Genomic DNA, 21,420 nt, shown 5'->3' on the forward strand with positions numbered 1-21,420 from the left:
CCCCGTCCGGCCGCTGTCTTCAGAGGCTTCTCAGAGGGCGTCCTGCGACGGTGAGGGTCGGGCCTGCGCAAGGCGGTCCGCCCCCGGTAGAGGAAGCATGTGGTGATCACCGAACAGGACCAGCAGAGCGAGCGCAGTCCGCATCCCGGGCTGCGTCACTTCGAGCATGTCATGGGGAACGTGTTCTCGTTCGACGTCCGTGACCCGGTGACCCATGAGGTGGGCCGGGCGGTCACGCAGAGCGTCGCCTGGCTGCACGAGGTGGACGCCCTCTTCTCCACGTTCCGCGAGGACAGTGCCGTCAACCGGCTCTCGCGCGGCGAGACGACCGTGGAGGAGTGCCCGGCCGTGGTGGCGGAGGTCCTCGCGCTCTGCGAGGAGGCGAGCCGGGACACCAAGGGGTTCTTCACCGCCACTCCCCGTGGCCGGCTGGATCCTTCCGGCCTGGTGATGGGGTGGTCGGTGGAGCATGTCTCGCGGACTCTGTACGCGGCCGGAGCGCACAACACCTATATCGACGCCGGGGGCGATCTCCAGCTCAGGGGCGAGGCCTCGCCGGACGTGCCCTGGCGGGTGGGTATCGCCCATCCCGTCTACCGCGACCAGCTCATCGCCGTCGTCCATGGCCATGACCTGGGCGTGGCGACCTCCGGATCGGCCGAGCGCAGCGGGCACATCATCGACCCCCGCACCGGTCTGCCGGCCTCCGAGCTGCTGTCCGTCACCGTGGCCGGCCCGTCTCTCGCACGGGCGGACGTCCTGGCCACCGCCGCCTTCGCGATGGGGAATCCGGCGCGGTCGTGGATCGAGTCGCAGAGCGGCTACGAGGCGCTGGCCGTCACCGCCGAGGGAGAGACCTGGCAGAGCAGCGGCTTCCCCTCGTAGTCGTAGGGCCTCCCCCGCAGGGCCCTGCCTTCCCCGTCACGGAACCCGTCGCGAGGTCACATAGGCGTCGGCCCTGACCCGGATGTCGGAACCCCAGGTGCGGAAGTTGCCGCCGCCGCCCCCGCAGCCGTTGTCACTGGTCAGATACGTCTGGTTGTACTGGGAGGGGTAGGGCAGCCCCGCCCCGTTGATGACGATGTTCTGGCCCGTACCGTTCAGCAACTGCTCGTAGTGGATGTGCGGGCCCGAGGAGTTGCCGGTGCTGCCGGTGACGCCGATCTGCTGCCCCTGGGCGACCACCGCGCCGCTCGGCACCGAGTACGAGGCCAGATGGAAGGAGTAGGTCTGCCAGCCGCCGTCGTGGTCGATCACGATGTGGTTGCCGGCGCCGCCGGGCTGTGACCTCCGGGTCGCCGTCCCGGCGGCGGAGGCCAGGACCGGTGTGCCCGCGGTCGAGCCGCCGTCGGCGCATACGAAGTCCAGCGCTCTGCGGACCTCCGCGGAGTGACGGCTCAGGGTCCACCGCTGGCCCGCGCCACCTCGGGGGACGCCGTGGTGGCCTGGTGCCTGATCCGTACGTCGGTGCCCCAGGTGGGGAAGGACTTGCCTGTCTGGGGGCCGGTCCAGAGATAGGTGACGCTCACCCATCCGTTGTCCCTGAGCCCGACGTTGGCGAAGGTGCCGTCGGCGAGGTCGATCCCGGCGGGGTTGGCGACCCGCCGGCCGGAGCCGTCGAGCCCGCCGTTGCAGCCGTTCTCGTACGCGGCCTGGGCCTCGGGTCTGCCCTGGGGCAGATCCTTGAAGCTCTCGCGGACGGAGGAGGGATTCCAGCCGCGGTCGGATCGGCCGGGGACGCCGCGGCCGCCGCGGCCGCCGGGGACGCCGGGGACGCCGGGGACGCCGGGGACGCCGGACCGTGGGCACCCCCCGATGCGGCCCATTGGCCGCCTCCTGCTCGCGGACATCCCGCGCGCCACGCATGGTCGATCTGTGGCTCCCCACGATCCGTGCCTCTCCACGCGGCACGGCGCCACAGGGCCCGGCGGGCCACGACTGGACAGATCTGAACCGGTGAACGGAGCCCGTCATCTCCTCCGCACAGCACACCTCCCCCTCCTTCGGTCCGGGCCCGGAGGCCGCGCTCGGGGCGCCGGCGCGACGCGAGGCGTCCCGTCACACCGTCGCCCTCGTCCTCGCCCCGTTCACCCTGGCGCTGGTGCTCGGGCTGTGGGGGATCGACCGGCAGGGCACGCTGTGGGCGGACGAGGCGGTCACCTACGAGGTGGCGCACCGGAGCGTCACCCGGATCTGGCACACGCTGGGTCACGCCGACGCCGTGCACGGGCTCTACTACCTGCTGATGCACGGGATGTTCGTCCTGTGGGACGGCGGCGAGGCGGCTCTGCGGCTGCCGTCCGTGCTGGCGGTGGCCGCGGCCTCGGCGGGGGTCGCGCTCCTCGGGCGGACACTCGCCGGGCCACGCGCCGGGATGCTGGCCGGGCTGGTCTTCCCGCTGATCCCGGCGGTGCAGCGGTACGCGCAGGAGGGGCGTTCGTACGCGCTGGTGTGCGCGCTGATCACCTGGGCCACCTGTCTGCTGCTGACCGCGATCAGCCGAGGGGGCGGACCGCGCTGGGCCGCCTACGGCGCGGTCCTGCTGACCGCCTGTCTGCTCCATGAGCTGGCGGTCGTGACCCTGCTCGCCCACGGTGCGACGGTGTTCCGCTCCGGGCTGCCGCGCGCGGTGACCCGGGCGTGGTGCGTCACCGCCGGATGCGTGACCGCGGGGCTGCTTCCGCTCGCCGTCTTCAGTACCACCCAGTCTGACCAGGTGAACTGGATCGGTTTTCCCGACCCCTGGCAGACGACGCGCTTCGTGGTGGCGGCGCTGCTCGGTCTGCTGTGCGCCCGGACGCTGGGCCGTACTCCGCCGGGTACGCGGGGGCCGGTCGCGTTGCGGACGCTCGCGCTCCCGCTGCTGATCCTCCCGACCGTACTGCTCCTCGTGCTCACCCCGCTGCGGCCGCTCTACGTCGACCGCTATGTCCTCTCGTACACCATCGGGCTCGCCCTGCTGATCGGTGCGGCGCTCGACCGGATCCGGCGCGATGCCCACCGCTCCCGCGCGCTGCGCGGGGCGGTGTCCCTGACGGCGGCGGGGGTGGCACTGGCCGCGCTGTTCCCGGTGGGCGTGTATCTGCGGACTCCGCAGAGCCGTCAGAACGACGCCGACGCGGTGGCGCGGGCGGTACGGGAGGCGGCGCGGCCGGGTGACGGAGTGCTCTTCATGCCCGCACGCCGGCGGGTATGGACGCTCGCGCGCCCCGAGGCGTTCCGGGGGCTGTCGGATCTCGCGCTGGAGCGCTCCCCCGTCGCTTCGGACACCCTGCACGGCACGGAGTTGACTCCGGAGCGGATCCGGGCGGCCGTCCTGGGCGCCCGGCGGATCATCGCCGTCCATGATCTGGCGGGCCAGCCGCTGGAGACGGCCGAGGGGGAAGCCGTCAAGCGTGAGACCCTGCGGGCCCACTTCGAGGAGTGCGGGAGCCGTACGGTGACCCAGGCCCGGATCACGGTTCACGCCCGCCCCGGCACCTGCTGACCGCGCGGCGTCCGCAGTCCGGTGTCCCGGGGCGTTCCGAACACCTTCCGTGCGGTCTCCGGGTACCACTGGACGTACTCGAACTCCACCCCGTCCGGGTGCCGCGCGTAGAAGCCCGTGCCCGTCGCGCTCTCGAAGTGGGGAACCGTGATCTCGGCACCCGACCGCAGGACCGTTGTCCGGGCCGCTTCGAGATCGTCCACGATCAGCGGTCCGACCGTACCGAGGTAGCGGGCGAGCGCCTCGTCGGTACCGGCGACGACACAGAAGTCGCCGATGGCGGCGATCTCCAGGTCACCGAAGGCGACCCGGAGGTCTTCCTGACGGCCGACCAGTGCGCGCAGCGTGGTCAGTGTGGCGTCGATGGAGTGGGTGAACACCCGGGCATAGGTCTTGAGGATCATGGAGCCAGTCGACCCGAGCGACGGCGGGCCATCCACCGGCATATCTCGCAACGCCGTCCGCGATAGCCGTGGGGTATCGCCGTGGGCGCGGCGGGCACGCGCGGAGGCACGTCCACACGCGCATAGGGTCGGGGGGTGGAAGCACGACATATGCGCTACGCGCTCGCCCTGGCCGAGCATCAGCACTTCGGCCGGGCCGCGGCGGCCGTCGGTATCGCGCAGCCACCGCTGTCCAAACAGATCGCCGCGCTGGAACGGGAGCTCGGCGCACGGCTGTTCGACCGTACGGCCGGCGGGGTGTTTCCGACGGCGGCGGGCGAGGCGTTCCTGGCCAGGGCGCGCCGGGCACTGGCCGAGATGGCGGCCGCGGCGGCGGACGCGGGGCGGGCCGCACGGGGTGAGACGGGCCGGCTGCGGCTCGGATTCGTCGGTTCGGCGCTGCTGGAGCTCCTGCCGTCGGTGCTGGGCAGGTTCGCCCACGACCGTCCGGGTGTACGGCTGGGGCTGCACGAGATGTCGACGGCCCGGAGCGCCGCGGCCCTGATCGCGGGCGAGCTGGACGTGGCCATCGGGCGGGGCGCGCCCCGGGGTGCCGGTTCGGAGGGGCTCGTCTCGGTCACCGTGGGCCGGGACCGGCTTCTCGCCGTCGTCGGCTCCGCCGATCCCTACGCGGGACAGCCGAGCGTACGGGCGGAACAGCTCGGGGAGCGCCATCTGATCCTCTCGCCGCCCGCCGAGGAACCGGCCGTCCACGCGGGGCTGCGGGCGCTGCTCGGCGACGACGCGCCGGCGCTGGGACGGGCGACGGAGGCGAGGGATGTGCACACCATCATCGGGCTGGCCGCGTGCGGGATCGGGGTGGGGCTCGGCCCGGCGTGCATGCGGGTGGCCGCGCGGCCCGGTGTCCGGTTCTGCGAGGTGAGTCCCCGGGTGGCGCTGCCCGACCTGGTGATGTCGTTCCGCGCGGAGGACCGGTCGCCGGTACTGACATCGTTTCTGGCCACCACCCGTGAGCTGTGTCCGTATGTGAGCCGCTCGCTCGACCGCCGGCTGGGGCCGCGCTGAACTGGCCGTGAGGGCCCGCGGACACGGATACGGGCGGGCCGCGCGCGGCGCCCGTACGAGCCCGTACATGGCTGGAAATGGGGAACCGCCCGGCCGTCCGCGGTAGTTCTGATGACGTCCCGCCCCCCGGCCCGTCCGTCCCGGGGCGGACCGACGCCTCATGTACGCACCAGATGAAGGAGTGAACGCCCGATGGTGTTCAAGAAGCTGCTCGGATCCTTGGGGGTCGGCGGCCCCTCGGTCGACACCGTGCTGGCGGCCCCGTCCGTCGTACCGGGCGGCACACTGTCCGGTCAGGTGAGTCTGCGCGGCGGTCAGTCGGACGTGGAGATCGAGCGGATCACTCTCGATCTGGTGGCCGGGGTCGAGTCCGAGGGACAGGACGAGGAGAGCGAGGGCGCGGTCGTCTTCGACCGGATCACGGTCGGCGGCGGTTTCCGGCTGACCGAGGGCGCGGAGCTCACCGTGCCGTTCTCGGTCACGGTCCCGTGGGAGACACCGCTGACCGAACTCCACGGCCAGTCCCTCGGGGTGGTGCTGGGGGTACGGACCGAGCTGGCGGTGGCGGGGGCGCGGGACAAGGGCGATCTCGACCCGCTGGCCGTCTCCCCGCTGCCCGTTCAGGAGGCGGTCCTGGAAGCGCTCGGACAGCTCGGCTGGGGCTTCAGGTCGGCCGATCTGGAGCTGGGGCGCATCGGCGGCACCGGCCAGCGGCTCCCCTTCTACCAGGAACTGGAGCTGGCCCCGCCCGCCCAGTACGCGCACGCGCTGAACGAGATCGAGGTGACGTTCCTGGCCACGTCCGAAGGGATGGAGGTCGTCATCGAGGCGGACAGGCGCGCCGGCCTCTTCTCCGGCGGCCACGACACGCTCAACCGTTTCACGGTCGCGCACGAGGACGTGTCCTCCCTGGACTGGAACAGCGAGGTCGACGGCTGGATCAAGCAACTCGTGGGCAGCCGCGGCGAGCACTCCGCCCCGTACCCGCCCGCCCCGTACCCGCACCATGAGTCCTCTCACGACGGACACCATGGCGCGCACCACCGCTCCGGTCCGGGGACCGGAGCGGTGATCGCCGGTGCCGCCGCGGGAGCCGCGGTCGGCGTGGTGGGCGGCATGGTCGCCGCAGAGGTGATCGACGAGATCGGGGACGCCTTCGAGGGCGAGGAGGACGAGGGCTCCGAGGACGAGTGATCAGGCGACGGGCACGACCGGCGCGCGGAAGCGCGCGGCATCGCCTCCGAGCAGCCCGGAGCGCTCGGAGGCGATCACGTCGTGGGGCTGGCCCAGGGGAACGCGGCTGACCTCGTCGAGGCGCCGGTACTGTCCGGCGTCCAGCCGGACTTCGAGAGCGCCGAGGTAGTCCTCCAGCTGGGGCAGGGTGCGCGGTCCGATCACGGGAACGAGCGGTGTCACGGAGCGTGCCGCGCGCTCGCGCGCCCAGGCCACGGCGACCTGTGCGGGGCGGGCGCCGGTCTCCTCCGCGACGGCCAGGACGGCATCCACGACGGCGGTCTTCTGCCGGCTGTCCTCGGTGTGGACGATCCGCTTCCAGTCGGTCAGCCGGCCCTCGCTGCTGGTGCGGTACTTGCCGGTGAGCAGCCCGCCGCCCAGCGGTGACCACAGGGCCCCGCCGAGTCCGAGGGCCTCGGCCATGGGCAGGATCTCGCGGTCCGCGGTGCGCTCCACCAGGCTGTACTCGAACTGAACCCCGATGAGGGGGGCCGCCCCGCGCAGCTCGGCGAGGGTGACGGCGCGGGCGGTGCGCCAGGCCGGGAAGTTGGACAGCCCCGCGTAATGGATCTTGCCCTGCCGCGTCAGGTCGTCCAGTCCGCGAACGATCTCCTCCACGGGGGTGACCGTGTCGGGGAAGTGCACCCACAGCAGATCGATGTAGTCGGTCCGCAGCCGCCGGAGGCTGTCCTCCACACCCCGCACCATGTTCTTGCGGCTGTTGCCGGTGGCCATGACGCCCGCTTCGCGGCCGGCGCCGTAGGCGAACTTCGTGGCCAGCGTGAACCGTGAACGCCGGCCGGTCAGCAGCTCGCCGAGGATCTCCTCGGACTGGCCGGCCTGGTAGCTCTCCGCGGTGTCGATGAAGGTACCGCCGGCGTCCTCGAAGCGATCGAGGATACGGCGTGCCTCGGCCGGCTCGGTACCGGCGGCCGCGCGGGTACCGAAGGTGCCCGTACCGAGTGCCACCTCGGACACCCGAAGGCCGGTGGTGCGGCCGAAGGTCGTGTACTGCATGGCGTCCTCCCACGGGGAACAGAGAAGTAAAACGATCGGTATACCGAGGGCCGACCGTACACCGCCCCCGGTTCCAAGTAAAACGATCGGTATGCTTCGAGGTATGGACACCACGTCGGACCAGGTCACCAAGCAGCCGCTCGGCGGCCGGGGCGCCCGGGAGCGCATCCTGCGGGCGGCGGTCGAGCTCTTCTACGAGGAGGGCATCAACACCACCGGCATGCAGCGCCTCACCGAGGTCGCCCATGTCTCCAAGCGGACCTTCTACCAGCACTTCCCGAGCAAGGACGCCTTGGTGGAGGAGTATCTGCGGCGCTTCGAGGAGGAGGCCGCGCCGCCGGGCGAGCTGGTCCTGACCCGCTCCGATCTCCCCCCTCGTGAACGGCTGCTGGGCGTCTTCGCCGACCCTCCGGGCGGCATAACGCTGCGCGGCTGCCCCTTCCACAACGCCGCCGTCGAGACGGCGCACACGCTGCCGGCCGTCCGCGAGGCGGTGATCCGGCACAAGGAGATCTTCACCCGGCGGCTGACCGACACCGTGCGCGAGGCCGGTGCCACCGACCCGGAGACCCTGGGACGCCAGCTCGCGGTGCTGTTCGAGGGCTCCAGGGCACTGGCCACCTCCCTCGACGACCCGCGGCCCGTGAGCGACGCGCGCGCGGCCGCCCTGGCACTGTTCGACGCGGCGACCTCCGGCTGACGCGTTCCGCCCGGGGCCGTCGGCCGGGTTCCGGACGGCTGAATCCCGCGTACCCGGGGAGAAGGTAAGGCGGACCGTGTTCCCGGCGGCGGTCACGCTGTCGCCGGGCGAACGACGCGAGGAGACGCGACCTCATGGGGACCGCTGTGCACGTCCCGCAGACCAGGGACATGATCGGGGACGAACTCTCCGGGGACGAGGCGCTGGCCGCGCTGCGACGGTACGGAGGCCGCCGCCTGCTCATGGACGCGTTCTCCCGGTTCCGCTACGCCGACGGCTTCACCAGCGCACGCTCCCTCGGGTTCCAAGTGGTGCTGGGCATGGTGCCGTTCACCATCGCCCTGGTCGGCGTGGCCACCACCGTGCACACGGAGAGCCTGGGCCGGATCATCGAGCTGACCCTCGGCCGGATCGTGCCCGGCGCCAGCGCGGACCTCGTCCGGGACGCCCTGTCCGGGACGCGCCGCAGTGCCGGTTCCGGCGTCTGGAGCGCCGTCGCCATGTGGCTGGGCCTGGCGTTCGCCGTTCTCAATCTGGCCTCGGCGATGGCGCAGGTCGAACGGGGCGCCAACCGCATCTACGGCATCGAGCGCGACCGGCCGTTCCTCAGGAAGTACGGCCGGTCCCTGCTGCTCGCCCTGGCGGCCGGTATGCCCATGGTCCTGGGATTTCTGGTGCTCGTCGCGGGCGAGGCCGTGGGAGAGTCGGTGGTGGAGGCCTTCGGCTGGTCCCGTGCCACCAACGGCTGGTGGGATGTGCTGCAACTGCCGGTGGGGGTCGCCCTCGCCTGGATCGCCTCGGCGGTGATCTTCCGCTGGGCTCCTCGCCGGGACCAACCGGGCTACACCTGGCTCGCGTTCGGCTCGGCGGTCCATCTGGTGCTGTGGGTCGTGGCCACCTGGCTGCTCGCTCTCTATGTCGCCAAGAGCGGCTCCTTCGGCGCCTTGTACGGACCCCTGACGGCTTTTGTCGCGTTGCTGCTGTGGGCCAATCTGACGGGTGTCGCGCTGTTCCTCGGCATAGCCTTCGCCGCTCAGCTCGAAGCCGCCCGCGCCGGAATCGTCCAGAGCGTGAAGCCCGACCCCGGGCCGGGACCGTGAAGCCCGGGGTCGACGCCGCCGCGCGTCCGGACCCGCACAGCCCTGGCCCGCACCCGCGGCGCCTCGCCCCCGTACCCCCTCAACAGCCCCTCACCGTGAGGGGTACCGGTCCCTCACCGTGAGGGGTACCGGTCCCTCAGCGTGAGGTACCAGCCCCTCAGCGTGAGTCCGGCTCCACCGGAATCCACAGCTCCGCCTCGGCCGTGCTCGCGTCCTGCGACAGCCGTACGCTCAGGATCTCGGGGCCCGGCACACTCCGGTACGGATTGGACGGGAACCACTGCGTGTACACGTCCCGCCACAGATACTGGAGCGCCCGCGGGAACTCGCCCGCACTCTCGAACACCGCCCAGGTCCCCTCGGGGACGGTGAGGCTCTCCATGTCCTGCGGAGTCTCCGCCTGCGTCACCACCCCGTGGTAGTAGTCGAGTTCGGTGCCCTCCGCCCGGCTGTCGTCGATCTTGTCGCTGACCGCGACGATCCCGCGCGGCTCCTGGTCCGACAACTCCTCCAGCCGCCGGAGTGTCTCCTTCCCGATGCTCCGCACGAACGCGGCGATCGCCGGGTTCATGCCCTCGTGGACCAGGGGGACCCGGGCCTTCCTGCCGACCACCCGGAACGCCGGCTTCTCCACGACCCGATACCGCATGCTGCTGCTCCCTTCGACGATGAGACGGAAGGACATCCGGGGCTGGGAACTCAGCGTGGCGCCGGTCCGTCTCGCCTCGCCGGGGCCGACGCCGTGCACGGCACGGAACGCGCGGGCGAACGACTCGCCCGAGCCGTACCCGTACCGCACCGCGATGTCGAGCAGCGTGTGCTCCCTGCCGAGCACCTCGGCGCCGGCGACGGTGAGCCGCCTGCGGCGGATGTACTCGGACAGGGGGATGCCCGCCAGCGCGGAGAACATCCGACGGAAGTGGTACTCCGACGTGACGGCGATCCGCGCGAGTTCGGACATCTCGATCCGCTGGTCGAGGTTCCGCTCGATGTACTCCATGGCCTCGTTGAGCCCCTTGAGCATCCCCGGGCCTCCTTCCCTTCCGGTCACCCACGCTAGGGAGGCCCCACCCTGCCCGACCCGGCATTCTGTGCCCGCGTCGGTCGGGACAGCCGGTCAGCGGATGGGTCATCCTTTGGGATGGCTGATCCGATTCGGTAGAATGGAGGCGTGGCAAGGACCGTGACACCACCGCCGCGCAGGGCGGATTCGCTGCGTATCAGAGCGCGACTGCTGGTCGAGGCGCGGGCACTGCTGGAGCGTGGTGAACTGCCGCTCCAGCTCAATGAACTGGCCCGGAGAGCGGGTGTCGGCGTCGGTACGGTCTACCGCCACTTCGCGAGCAGCCGGTCCCTGTTGGAGACGCTGGCGCTCGAACCGTTCCACGAGCTGCTGGACATCGCGCGCGCCGCCGTGGCCGAGCCCGACCCGTGGACGGCCCTGGAGCGGCTGCTGTACGCGCAGGTACGGCTGGAGGTCGAACACAACGGGGTGCGCGAGGTGCTCGCGGCGGCCGCCGACGAGCAGCCGGACACGGCCGCGCTCAAGGCCGAGCTGGACGCGCTCACCGACGGACTGCTGCGCCGCGCGCGGTCGGCGGGGGCGGTGCGGGACGGTGTCGACGCCGCCGACATACGCAGTCTGCTGTGCGGGATCGGCTACGCGGCCAGGATCGCGGGGAGCGCGCCCGACGAGGCGGCGGAGCGCTATCTGCGGGTCCTGGCCGACGGACTGCGCCGGCGGTAGGCACGCCACCGCGTCCGGGTCCATTCCTGTCGGGCCCATTCCATTCCTGTCGGGTTCATTCCTGTCGGGTTCGTTCCAGGCCGGTTGCGGGGTGCCGGCCGTCAGGCCGCGGTGGTCAGAAGCCGGATGCCGTGCAGGTGGTGCATGACATCTCCCAGTGAGCGGCAGTCGCGCGGGGCCGGGGGCAGCGCGGGCGGGCGTGTGTCCCGGCCGCTCTCCAGGGAGTCGGCCATCGCGGCCAGCGCCTCGGTCACCTTCCGTATCTCGGCGGCCGGCGGCCGGGGCACGCCGTGTTCGACGCGTACGGCGCACACCGTCGCGGCATCGACGATCCGCTCGGCGCGTGCCAGCGCGGCGAGCCAGTCGTACCGGTGGGCGCGGTGCGGCCCCGGCAGCTCCGCGACGGCCGTCTCCGCGGTGGCCCGTGCCTCGGCGAGCGCCCGGTAGGCGGCGTGCCGCAGCGCGATCCCCACGGTGTCCGCCCCGCGCGGTACGGCGCCGGGCGCACCCGGCGCGTCGAGTATGTGGCGCAGATAGCGTTCCGTGCGGCGCAGCGCCACGGCGAAGCGGTGGCCGACCCGCACCCGGGGGTCCGTCAGCGGGGGAAGGTGGCCGACGAGCAGCACGATGGCGCAGGCCAGGGCGGTGTCCAGCAGCCGGGCCGCCGTCGCCTCGGTGTCCCCCGCGGTGTGGACGAACGACAGCACCAGCAGGGTCACCACCGCGGTCTGGAAGCCGAAGTGGCGTGTGGCCACCGGGACCAGCGCGCCGCCCGCCACGACCACACCGACCGGCCACCAACTGCCGCCGAGCACCGCCGTGGCCAGGGTGAACACCACGACTCCCGTGGCGGTGCCCGCGACGCGGTTCACCACCCGCGAGAACAGCGGGCCCAGGTCGGGCTTCACCAGGAACGCGGCGGTGGCGGGGAGCCAGTACCAGTGCTCCTGGTGGAGGGTGAGCGCGACCGCGGCGCTCGCCGCGACACACAGCGCCACGCGCAGCCCGTACTCACGCCGGGCGGGCGCGAACACACGTCCGTGCCACGGCCGTACCGGCCGGCGGCCCGGCGCGCGACGCGCCCTGTGGGCCCGCTCACGGCGCGACAGAGGTGTCCGCCCGGGGGCCGGTGTGCCGACCTGCGTGTCCTCCGCCTCCCGGTCCTGGCCCCAGCCCTGTTCGCGGCCCCGCCCCCGGCCCGGTGACGTACGGTCGAAGGTCACCGCGGCGGCGAGCAACGCGCGGTCGAACGCGCCGCGTTGGACCGAGTCGGCGGCCGGGCTCGGCAGGGCGCCGGGCGCGGATCCTTCGCGTACCGCCACCGCCAGCCGGCGCGGCCCCTCGGACACCTGGCGGGGCAGCGGCCTGCCCTCCCACAGCAGGGCGATCCCCGCCTCGCAGAGGGCGGTCGCCGCGCCGAAGCGCTCCGTGATCCGGTACGCCTGGGCGGCGGCGCCCTGCCCGGAGCCACCTCCGGAGCCCCGGCCCCCGGTGCGCCGCGCCGGCCAGGAGAGCAGCCGCATCAGGCGGAGCGCCTCGTCGGCCCGGTGCTGGGCCGCGGTCAGCGCGCGGCGCGCGGGCTCGGCGTCCGGGCCGCCGAGGGCGCCCAGCGCGTCGGCGAGCGCGTCGAACACCTCGGCGACGGCCTCCAGTTCACCGTCCCACCGGGTCCCGTGCCGCCGGCCCGGCCGTGGGGTGCGCAGCAGCAGCCGGAGCAGCAGGAGCCAGCCCGCGCCGCCCAGGAAGCAGCAGGCCTTGAGCCAGGCCGGTCCCGGCAGGGGCATTCCCGCGCCGACCGCCGCGGTGACGAGTGACTGCATGGCGGCGGCCGACCATACGGGACCGCCCACGCTCAGCGCGCCGGAGAGCCAGCCCACGACGAGGAGCGCGGGCACGGCGGCCCAGCGGCTCCCGGTGGCCGCGAGCAGACCGCCGCCCAGCAGCCCCAGCGCGCCCGCGACCGCGGGCAGTCCGATGTGCACAACGCCGGTACGGCGGGTACCGGGCCGGTCGTTGACACCGGCGAGCATCGCACCCAGTCCGGCGAGGACGGCCGGGCCGGGGTGTCCCGCGCTCACGCCCAGGGCGAGCAGCGGCCCCGCGCCCAGAGCACCACGGACCATCGCGGCGCGGGGGACGGGTGCGGAGTGCCAGCCCAACGGGTGGGAGAGCCAGGCGGGAACGGCGCGCCGGGCACGCGGAGAACCGACGGAGGACAACGGGACGCGCACTGGACTCCTGAGGGACCGACCGGTCAGGGCGGAAAAAGACGAGGGACCGGCGGGCAGCGGTGACCGCGCACCCCCACCGTAACAGCGCTGTTTGTCACCCGGACTGCTGTTCCGTTACGCGAGGATGTCCGCACACGACAGTGGCACGACGACAACGACGGCGCGCCGTCTGTTGGCCGCCCCAACGCAACACACTCTAGTCTGCTGTACAGCGGTCACCGAGGGGGTCGGATGGTGACCCGGAACGAAAGGGCGACACCATGACATCCGTAGCCGGCACACCGGGCAGCATCGAGGCCACCACGGCGCTCCTCCTGAGCGAACTACCGCGGCTGGAAGCACAACAGCAGACGCTCCAGAACGAGCTGACGACGGTCACCGAGCGGTTGGACTCGGTACGTACCGCACTGACGGCCCTCCAGGCGCTGTCGACCGCTCCCCATGTACCGGCGCCGACGGTGTCGCCGGAGGCCGGCACCGAGCCGGGGACGGAACACGGCACCTCGGCCGGGGAATCGGCCGAAGGCTCCGCCGACGCGGCGGCGGAGGCGACGACGGGCGAGGAGACGGCTGACGAGACCGCCGAGGGGACGGCGGGCGCGAAGGGCGGCACGGAGTCCGACGCGGAGGCCGGGGCGGCATCGGAGCCCGCGCCCACCAAGGTTCCCCGGGCCCGTACGAGCCGGAAGGCACCGGCGGACGCCCCCAAGGAGCGGAAGCGGCGCACCGCGAAGAAGGCGGTCCCGGCCGCCGCCGAGGAAGCCGCGGACCAGCCCGCCGGTGGTCTGACGGAGCAGATCCTCACGGTGCTGGCCAACGCCGGGGACACTCCTGTGCGGGCCCGTGACGTGGCGCAGGCGCTGGGGCGCGACGAGTCGCCCGGCAGCATCAACGCCGTACGCAGCACGCTCGACCGCCTTGTCGGTTCCTCACGGGCCCACCGTGCCGGCCGTGGCCTTTATCAGGCCGTCCAGGGCTGAGCGGCGACGCGCGGGCCGACGGTGCTCCGGTCGCCGTCGGTCCGGATTCGGCTGTCACTCCCGGGAATAGCGGGCGATGTGCGGGAAAGACCGGTCGTGACTCCCCCGGGAAAACCACGTCTACGCGCATGGCGCACCGGATCGCGGCTTGCAGCACCCGGGGGCCGACCGTCAAGCCCTGTCGGAAATCCCCATCCGAATCGGGCAGCAAAACCACATCTCCGGGTGAGCAAAACCACGCGGCGGTCAATTTGTTCGAATCATCGGCCGGGAAAACAGGTCGTCGGAACGCAATTGCGATGGGCTCCTCGCTCGATCAAACAGGCACCGGAACGACGGAGGCGGACATACCCGGGGAAAGGTCCGCGCCGCCTTGTCCGTACCATGCGGTCGTCCGTACCGTGTGCGCAGAAAACGCGAGAGCCCGCACAGGGCCACGGAGCCCCTCCACGGGGCTCCACGGTTCTGTGCGGGCGGTAAGGGCCGTGCGGGACCCGGAACCGGCACCACCGGGCCGCTCCTGGCGGCCCGGTGGCGTCACTTGATGAAGTCCTCGACCACCTTCGGCGGCCAGGTGCCGACGTTGAGAACACCCATCGAGTAGGCGCGGGAGACCAGGGCGGCCCGGTTGGGCACCCTGAGCTTCCTCAGCAGACCGGTCACGTGGTATTCCACGCCCTGCCGGCTCAGATAGAGCCGTGAGGCCAGCGGAATGGTCGACAGACCCGCCGCTATGCCTTCGAGGATGCGCGCGTCGATCTCGGTCAGGATCTTCTTCCGGTTGGTCAGCACGCCCGCGTCGGCGGTGGTCTCCGACGAGCGCATGAGCACCAGGATCGCGGCCACGTCGGGGGTGTCCCCGCTGACGGCCGCGGCAGTCAGGGTGCCCGCGAACGCGGAGTCCTCCGGCCCGAGGGCCACCACATGCGAGGCGAACCGCTGCCGTTTGCCTTCGATCAGCCGGGAGAACTGACGCATCAGCGGCTGCTGGACACTGGGGTGCACCAGTTCACGGAAGCTGCGTCCGCAGACATCGGCCGAGGAGTCGCCGAAGCGGAGGAAGAACTCCTGGTTCGCCTGCTGGACGGTCAGGGCCGGGTCGAGCGAGGCCATACAGAGCCCCGCCCGGTCGAACTGCTCCGCACCTCCGCGGTCTTGGTGGTCGGGTACGAGTTCGCTGGGGTTGAGCTGCGCCGAGTCTACGAGCGCGGCAATCGCCACGAGACCGCCATCCTTTCGGGTCCCCCCGGTTCTCTGGGAATTGACAACGACGCCAGGCGTCAAACAGCTGTGATATCCGGTCTTACCTGTGCTGATTGACCGGTTATCCATTTACCGAATTGAGACTAGGTAACTCCGCGCTCGTGCGTCAACAAGGTCCCCTGTTCATCGGGCTAAAGCTGTGGTCGTACCCGGCGGAGGTTCGGTCCGCAAGGGCCATGAGACGGGATGGGTAAATCCCGGCATGCCGGACGGGGCCGACCGGGCGACCCTCCCGCAATTGAGCCTCCTTTGAGGTTCTCCTGAGGTTTGTCCGGCCGGCCGTGACCGAACCATGGAACGCAGCCGCCGCACGGGTCACACCGTCCGTAGCATGCCGTTAACACATATGTGTTCGCATGCTACGCGGGAAGAGCATCCGCCAGCTCACGCCGGCCCGAGATACCGAGTTTCCGATAGGAATTCGTAAGGTGTTTCTCAACGGCCCGGGAACTCACACCGAGTTCACCCGCAATTTCCTGATTGGTGAGGCCACGGCCGACAAGGGCGACAACGCGGCGTTCGCTGCGGGTGAGCACGGCGGTCCGCGGCGGGGGAGCGGGCGTACCGAGCCCGTGCTCCGCCTGTTCGACCAGCCAGGGGGCGCCACAGGCCGCGGCGGTCACGCCCGCCTCGCGCAGGGCGGCCTCCGCCTCCGGCCCGCCACCGAGCCGACGGCCCAGCAGCAGGAGTGTCCTGGCGAGTTCGAGGCTGTGCGTGGAGCCGCGCAGGACGCCGACGGCCTCGCGCAGCAGCGGCACACCCTGACCGCCGAGGAGCCAGCCCTTGAGCCGCAGGGCACGGCCGAGCCCCGTCGGCGCTCCCCATGCCGTGGCCCAGACGTGCTCCTCCTCGGCCAGTGCCAGCGCGGCACGTGAGTCACCGAGCCGGTGGTGGAGGCCGATCGCCTGGGGCCGCCACGGGAAGAGCGCCGAGTTCTGCCAGCCGGACGCCTCCAGCCGCCGGCCGCAGGCCAGCAGGTTCTCCAGAGCCCTGGCGCGGTGGCCGCGCTGGGCGTCCACCGATGCCTGGAGGATCCTCAGGGACGCCGTCATGGCCAGGCCCGTGGGCCGGCCGCCGTGCGCCCGCGTCAGGATCCGCTCGCCGAGCGCCGGGTCGCGCAGTTCGGTCGCGACCGCGCAGAGAACGAGAACGGCGGTCTCGCGCCACTCCGCGTCGGCCACCGCCATGGCGCGTTCGACGTACTCGCGCGCCTGGGTGGGCCTGCCCTGCATGACGAGCACCAACGCCCGTTCCGCGAAGAGGAGTACGCCGTCGGCGCCGGTCGTGTTCTGCCGCCGGGTCTGCTGCTCGGTCGACAGCCAGGAACTGACGCCCCGGAACGACTCCGCGGCGAACAGGGTGATCACGACCAGCGGCAGCGCGGTGCGGGCGCCCGCGGAGGTGGCCGGTTCGCGCTCCAGGACGCGGTTGGCCGTCCTGGCGGCCCAGGCCGCGGTGAGCCGGCCGGTGAGCGTGCCCGCGCAGAGCAGGACCGCCACCAGTTCGCGTTCCGCGGCCGAGCCGAGCGGGGGGTCCTCCCCCAGCTCACGCAGGCGTTCGTCCGCCGAGGCCAGCTCCCCCGGGCTCTCGTGGCCGGCGTGCCGCAGCCGTGCTTCGAGCCGGAGCGCCAGCTCGCGCGCCGGTTCGTCCAGGGTGGCGGGCGCGCCGAGTTCGGCCGCGGCGGCGCGCAGCAGACCGGCCGTCGCGGGGGGCACCGGGCCGAGCAGGACCGGCGGGATACGCAGCGCCGCCGCGGCCCGGTCCCTGGCGGTGGCCAGCAGCGGTGTCGCCTGGACGACATGGCGCGCGCACGCCTCCGGGTCGAACCCCCGCTCGGCGGTGGCCAGATCGACCAGCAGCCGCGCCCGGCCCGTGTCCTGGGCGCGGTGGGTGAGCAGCGCGCGGCGCAGATAGCGGGCGGCGGTCCGGGGCGCGCCCCGGCGCAGTGCCGTGTCGGCCGCGGACCGCAGCACCGGCACGGACCAGGAGCGGCCGGGGCCGGTGACGGCCATCAGACGCGAGGCGACCTGTTCGGCCGGGCGGCCACTGCGGTACAGCAGATCAGCCGCGTCGGCGTGCGCACGTTCGCGCTCCGCCGGGGTCATCGACGATTCGATCGCGTCCTGGACGACCCGGTGGGTGAAGCACGGCTCCCGGGCGCCGGTCAGCAGTCCCGTCTCGTTCAGCGCGCGGCGCGCGGCGCCGAACCCGGTCTCGTCGAGTCCGGCCAGTTGGGCGACGAGCGCGGGGTCGGCGGGGTCGCCGAAGGCCGCGATCGCCGTGGCCAGGTCGCGTACGTCGGGTGCCTGGGTGCGCAGATGGCTCGCGAGGCGTTCGCGCAGTTCGGCGGGGCGCAGGGCGCGCACCTGTCCGAGGTGGTCCGCGGTCGGCGGGAAGCCGCGCGCCGCGGTGCCCAGCAGGACCGACATCAGGAACAGCGGGTTGCCGCCGGAGACTTCGTGGCAGGCGCGCGCGTACTCCTCGTGCCCCGGACCGTCGCCCCGCTCACGGATCAGGGCCCGGGTGGCGTCGAGCGAGAGCGGGGCGGGCCTGAGCACGCGTACGGCGGCGTGGGCGATCTGGCGCACCAGCGGGTGCCGGGCCCTCGGTTCGCCGTCCCTGAGCGCGCAGACGAGTACGACACGCGGTCCGAGCGGCTGTCGGGCGAGCCCGGCGAGCCAGCGCAGCGAGGGAACGTCCGCCCACTGGAGGTCGTCGACGAGGATCAGCAGCCGGGCGTTCGGGTCGAGTCCGGCGGGCAGCGGCCAGGGACCGGGCGGGACCTCGTCCGGCACGTCGGCGGCCCGGCTGTCCGCGGTGCCGGGCGCGGTGAGGCGGTCGGTGCCCCGGGACCGGCGCGTACGGTCCTCCTCCGGGGCGCCGGCCACCAGGCTGTCGAAGAGCTGGCGCACCACACCCGACGCGAAGTCCTGTTCCATCGGAGCGGCGTTGGCGCGCAGGACGCGTACGTCCTCGCCCGCGCACAGGGCGGGCATCCGGCGCAGCAGGGCGGACCGTCCGATACCGAGGGGTCCTGACAGGAGTATCGAGGACGACGTGCCTTCTTCGGCGGCTCTCAGAGCCGCGCTCACACACGCCAGTTCGGTCTCCCGCTCACGAAGCATCCGTCGGCCGTCCTTCCATGGTCCTTACCAGCTCGCACAGTTCCTCGCGGCCGGTGATGCGCAGCTTGCGATAGGTGTTGCTCAGCCGCAGTTCCACCGTGCGCCTGCTCACCGACAGCAGTTCCGCGATCTCCCGGTTGCCGTGTCCGCGCCCGGCGAAGGTCGCGGTGCGCTGTTCGGCCGTCGACAGCGTCGCCCACTCGCGGGGCGGCGCCGGTGACGCGGGCGGCGCGGGCGGCGACGGGCCGGCGGGCCGTTCCAGCCGCTCGGCGAACCGGCGCAGGCACACGGCGATCCGGCTCGACGGATAGGCGGTGACGAAGGCGGACAGTTCGGCGGCGGTACGCGCGGCGGCCCGCCGGTCGCCCTCCTCCAGCTCGGCGGCGGCGAGCCGGACGAGCCCCCACGCGTGGGCCAGCCGGGCGGGCGAGTCCCGCAGGAGGCGGGTCGCGGCGCGGGCCCTGACCACCGGTCTGCCGCCCGCGCCCGTCATCGGCCCGGTCCACAGTTCGGCCAGCCCCAGCGCGCTCGCCGTGCCCCAGCGGCGGGCGAGGGCCAGCTCCGTCCGGCTCAGCCGGGCCGCTTCCGCGCGGTCGCCGAGTGCCTGGCAGGCCTCGGCGGCCTGCGGCCGCCAGCACAGCAGCGCGGGATTGCTCCAGCGTCGGCGCAGCAGCAGCCGGCCGCTCTCCATGGACAGTTCCAGCGCCTCGGCCCAGCGTTCGTCCGCGGCGGCGAGCCGCGCCCTGGCGAGGAGCAGCGAGGCCCAGGCCACGCCGTCCTCCGCGCCGTCGGGCGGCGGCGCCGCGCCGAGCGTCCTCGCCCGCTGGCGGCACCCCGCCTCCAGGGCGACGGCGATCCGCAGGGCCATCAGCTCGGGTGCGACGAGCGGATGACGGCTCGTCGGCGGCAGCACGCGCTCGGCGGCCTCCGCGTCCCGCTCGGCGGCGTCGAGCATCCCCACGCGCAGATGCAGTTCGGCCCGCACGGTCAGCACCCGCGCGGTCACGGCGGGGAGGTGATCGCGCCGGGCGGCGGTGAGCAGGGCGTTGAGCTCGACGGCCGCCTCCGCGCACTCGTCGGCCATGATCAGCGCCTTGCAGGCGGCCAGCCGGGGAAGGAAGAGCGCGGCACCGGGGCCGCCCCCGGCCAGTGCGGCGCGCGCCAGCTCCCGGGCCGTCTCCCGGTCCTCGCCCCGCGCGGCGAGCTGCCAGGCCCGCACCCCCGCCTGTGCGGGCTCCACGGGCCGGCCGGGGAGCGCGGGCACCTCGGGCACCATCGGTTCGGTGTCGTCCCTGGCCTCCTCGGCCAGCCAGAACAGCGCGATCAGCCCGTCCCGTTCGCCACCGCGGGCTGCATGCAGCGCGTCCGCGGCGAACCCGCGCACCGCGTCGCTGTCGCCCCGGGCCAGGGCGAGGTCGACGGCCCGCGCCCTCAGCCCGGCAGGGACTTCGCCGCCCGCGCGGACGAGTTCCCCCAGCCTGCGGTCACCCGCCTCGGGTGCGGAGACCGCCTCGACGGCGGCCAGTTCCAGGTTCAGCCGGGCTCGCTCGTCCGGCTCCAGCGGTTCGCGCAGCGCGTGGGTCAGACACGCGACGGCGTTGTCGTGGTTCCCGTCGCGCAGGGCGGCGGCGAAGCCGCGGCGCAGTACGGGGACGACCCAGGGGGACCGCAGCGGCGGCGACCGGAGCACGAGGTGGGTGAGGTCCTGGTCACCCAGGGAGGCCTCGTGGGCCTGTTCGGCGGCCCGGGAGTGGAGAGCGGCCCGTTCCCCGGCGGGCATGTCCTCCAGCAGACGGGCCCGCACGAGGGGGCGGACCAGGGCCCTCGTCCCCACGGAGGTGAGGAGACCGGCCGCCTCCAGCATCGCGCGCAGATCCCGGCCGTCGGCGGGCCGTAGTCCGGCCACGGCGCAGACGAGCGGGAAGGGCAGCAGATCACCGCAGACGGCCAGCGCCCGCAGGAGGGTGGTCACATCGGCGGGCAGACCGCTCAGCACATGGGTGACGAGATCGCCGACGACCGCGGCGGCGATCGTCCTCAGTTCGGACAGCCGCGCGGCCACCGGTTCATGGCCATGGCTGGTGAAGCACCGCAGCACCGCGTCCAGCGCGGTGGGGTTGCCTCCGGTGGCCGTCCTGGCCGCCCGGACGAAGCGCCGGTCGCCGGAGGTGCCGCAGACCAGCCGTACCGCCGCGGCGACGCCGCCCTCGCTCAGGCCGTGCACCACGAGCCGCTCCGTGGGCACCTGGGCCGAGGGCAGGCCGCTCAGCCGGTCGGGTACGCCGGCGGACAGCGTGCCGGCGCTCGCCATGATCGCGAGCGGGGTGTCCGGGGTGAGCCGGCGGGCCAGCGTCTCCAGCCAGTTGCGGGAGGCGGGGTCGAGCCACTGGGTGTCCTCGACGACGAGCAGCGTCGGGGAGGTCCGCGCGAAGCGCAGCAGCGTGTGGAGTCCTGGTTCCTCCTCGGCGTGCTCATGATGTCCGGTCAGGTCCCGCGGGGGGCGCGGGACCGGCCCGTCCCCCCGCGTCGGCCCGTCCTTCCGCGTCGGCCCGTCCGCCCAGGTCGGCCCGTCCGCCGTGACGGGACGTTCCGGCACGGTGAGACGTTCCGGCACGGCCGCCGTCCTGGCCGGGTCCTGGCCGCTCGCCGGGTCCTGGCCGCTCGCCGGGGACGGGGCGGACGTTGGGGACGGGGCGGACGTTGGGGACGGTCCGTACGCCGACGGGGACGGTCCGTATGACGCCGTCAGGAGCTGGACGATCACTCCGTACCGCGACTCACGCGCGGCCGGGGCGGCGCGGGCGCGCAGCACCCGCAGCCCGCTCTCCCCGGCCAGCCGGGCGGCCCAGCGCAGCAGGGCGTTCTGCGCGTGCCCCGGCAGCCCGGTGAGGGTCACGACCGCCGCGCGCCCGCGGCCCAGATCGGCCAGCACCGACCGCATCACCGACTGCTCGGGCCCGCGTTCGAGCAGCGGGACCTCATCGCCGTGAAGATCCGGACCGTACGGCCACACCGTGGACCGGGTGCTCGGACCCTTGTCATTCCGGCCAGACACGCGCACCGCCTCG

General features: G+C 73.1%; 15 protein-coding genes and 2 pseudogenes. 8 read left to right on the forward strand and 9 right to left on the reverse strand.

Going from position 1 to position 21,420, the window contains the following annotated elements:
• The first annotated feature begins 102 nt into the window (after positions 1-102).
• Positions 103-885, forward strand: coding sequence for an FAD:protein FMN transferase (locus ACFYYH_RS31530; RefSeq protein ID WP_388558332.1), 783 nt, complete (start codon positions 103-105; stop codon positions 883-885).
• 63 nt (positions 886-948) lie between these two features.
• Here ACFYYH_RS31530 and ACFYYH_RS31535 read toward each other — a convergent pair.
• Together ACFYYH_RS31535 and ACFYYH_RS31540 are read right to left on the reverse strand one after the other, a co-directional pair.
• A pseudogene (locus ACFYYH_RS31535) lies at positions 949-1,416 on the reverse strand (M23 family metallopeptidase); the annotation flags it as partial.
• A pseudogene (locus tag ACFYYH_RS31540) lies at positions 1,407-1,724 on the reverse strand (hypothetical protein); the annotation flags it as partial. The pseudogenes ACFYYH_RS31535 and ACFYYH_RS31540, both read right to left, overlap by 10 nt.
• Positions 1,725-2,101: 377 nt before the next feature.
• Between ACFYYH_RS31540 and ACFYYH_RS31545 the strand changes: the two are divergent.
• Positions 2,102-3,487, forward strand: a complete 1,386-nt coding sequence (locus tag ACFYYH_RS31545) for a hypothetical protein (protein ID WP_388558335.1) — start codon at positions 2,102-2,104, stop codon at positions 3,485-3,487.
• On the opposite strand, the gene ACFYYH_RS31550 is transcribed toward ACFYYH_RS31545, so the two are convergent.
• Positions 3,463-3,891, reverse strand: a complete 429-nt coding sequence (locus ACFYYH_RS31550; RefSeq protein ID WP_388558337.1) for a VOC family protein — start codon at positions 3,889-3,891, stop codon at positions 3,463-3,465. The genes ACFYYH_RS31545 and ACFYYH_RS31550 overlap by 25 nt on opposite strands.
• 135 nt (positions 3,892-4,026) lie before the next feature.
• Here ACFYYH_RS31550 and ACFYYH_RS31555 point away from each other — a divergent pair, with 135 nt between their 5' ends.
• Positions 4,027-4,956, forward strand: coding sequence for a LysR family transcriptional regulator (locus ACFYYH_RS31555; RefSeq protein WP_388558340.1), 930 nt, complete (start codon positions 4,027-4,029; stop codon positions 4,954-4,956).
• 192 nt (positions 4,957-5,148) lie between these two features.
• Complete coding sequence (locus ACFYYH_RS31560) at positions 5,149-6,150, forward strand: sporulation protein (protein ID WP_388558343.1); 1,002 nt, start codon at positions 5,149-5,151, stop codon at positions 6,148-6,150.
• Here ACFYYH_RS31560 and ACFYYH_RS31565 read toward each other — a convergent pair whose 3' ends face one another.
• Complete coding sequence (locus ACFYYH_RS31565) at positions 6,151-7,206, reverse strand: aldo/keto reductase (protein ID WP_388558346.1); 1,056 nt, start codon at positions 7,204-7,206, stop codon at positions 6,151-6,153. It abuts the gene before it with no gap.
• Between the two features lie 103 nt (positions 7,207-7,309).
• Between ACFYYH_RS31565 and ACFYYH_RS31570 the strand changes: the two genes are divergently transcribed.
• Both ACFYYH_RS31570 and ACFYYH_RS31575 read left to right on the forward strand, forming a co-directional pair.
• Entirely contained in the window at positions 7,310-7,906 is a 597-nt protein-coding gene (locus tag ACFYYH_RS31570; protein ID WP_388558349.1) for a TetR/AcrR family transcriptional regulator, read from the forward strand.
• A gap of 134 nt (positions 7,907-8,040) precedes the next feature.
• The gene (locus tag ACFYYH_RS31575; RefSeq protein WP_388558352.1) at positions 8,041-9,006 is read left to right on the forward strand and encodes a YihY/virulence factor BrkB family protein; all 966 of its coding nucleotides are present in this window, start codon (positions 8,041-8,043) and stop codon (positions 9,004-9,006) included.
• Positions 9,007-9,163: 157 nt separating this feature from the next.
• Here the strand turns inward: ACFYYH_RS31575 and ACFYYH_RS31580 are convergent, their stop codons facing one another.
• On the reverse strand, positions 9,164-10,030 hold the full coding sequence (locus ACFYYH_RS31580; protein ID WP_388558355.1) for an effector binding domain-containing protein: 867 nt from the start codon (positions 10,028-10,030) through the stop codon (positions 9,164-9,166).
• A gap of 147 nt (positions 10,031-10,177) precedes the next feature.
• On the opposite strand from ACFYYH_RS31580, the gene ACFYYH_RS31585 reads away from it, so the two are divergent.
• On the forward strand, positions 10,178-10,753 hold the full coding sequence (locus ACFYYH_RS31585; RefSeq protein WP_388558358.1) for a TetR/AcrR family transcriptional regulator: 576 nt from the start codon (positions 10,178-10,180) through the stop codon (positions 10,751-10,753).
• 101 nt (positions 10,754-10,854) lie between these two features.
• On the opposite strand, the gene ACFYYH_RS31590 is transcribed toward ACFYYH_RS31585, so the two are convergent.
• A complete protein-coding gene (locus tag ACFYYH_RS31590) occupies positions 10,855-12,984 on the reverse strand; it encodes an FUSC family protein (protein WP_388558360.1) in 2,130 nt (709 codons plus the stop codon).
• Between the two features lie 260 nt (positions 12,985-13,244).
• On the opposite strand from ACFYYH_RS31590, the gene ACFYYH_RS31595 reads away from it, so the two are divergent.
• Complete coding sequence (locus tag ACFYYH_RS31595) at positions 13,245-13,964, forward strand: hypothetical protein (protein ID WP_388558363.1); 720 nt, start codon at positions 13,245-13,247, stop codon at positions 13,962-13,964.
• Between the two features lie 537 nt (positions 13,965-14,501).
• Here ACFYYH_RS31595 and ACFYYH_RS31600 read toward each other — a convergent pair.
• From ACFYYH_RS31600 to ACFYYH_RS31610, 3 genes are all read right to left on the reverse strand, one after another.
• Positions 14,502-15,185, reverse strand: a complete 684-nt coding sequence (locus ACFYYH_RS31600; protein WP_388558366.1) for a LuxR C-terminal-related transcriptional regulator — start codon at positions 15,183-15,185, stop codon at positions 14,502-14,504.
• A gap of 401 nt (positions 15,186-15,586) precedes the next feature.
• Positions 15,587-18,352 carry an ATP-binding protein gene (locus ACFYYH_RS31605; protein ID WP_388558369.1) on the reverse strand — a complete coding sequence of 922 codons (2,766 nt, stop codon included), beginning with the start codon at positions 18,350-18,352 and terminating at the stop codon, positions 15,587-15,589.
• A complete protein-coding gene (locus ACFYYH_RS31610) occupies positions 18,342-21,407 on the reverse strand; it encodes an AAA family ATPase (protein ID WP_388558372.1) in 3,066 nt (1,021 codons plus the stop codon). The genes ACFYYH_RS31605 and ACFYYH_RS31610 overlap by 11 nt, the downstream gene beginning before the upstream one ends.
• Positions 21,408-21,420 lie beyond the last annotated feature (13 nt).

This window comes from Streptomyces sp. NPDC002018 (assembly GCF_042890865.1).
Lineage (GTDB): Bacteria > Actinomycetota > Actinomycetes > Streptomycetales > Streptomycetaceae > Streptomyces.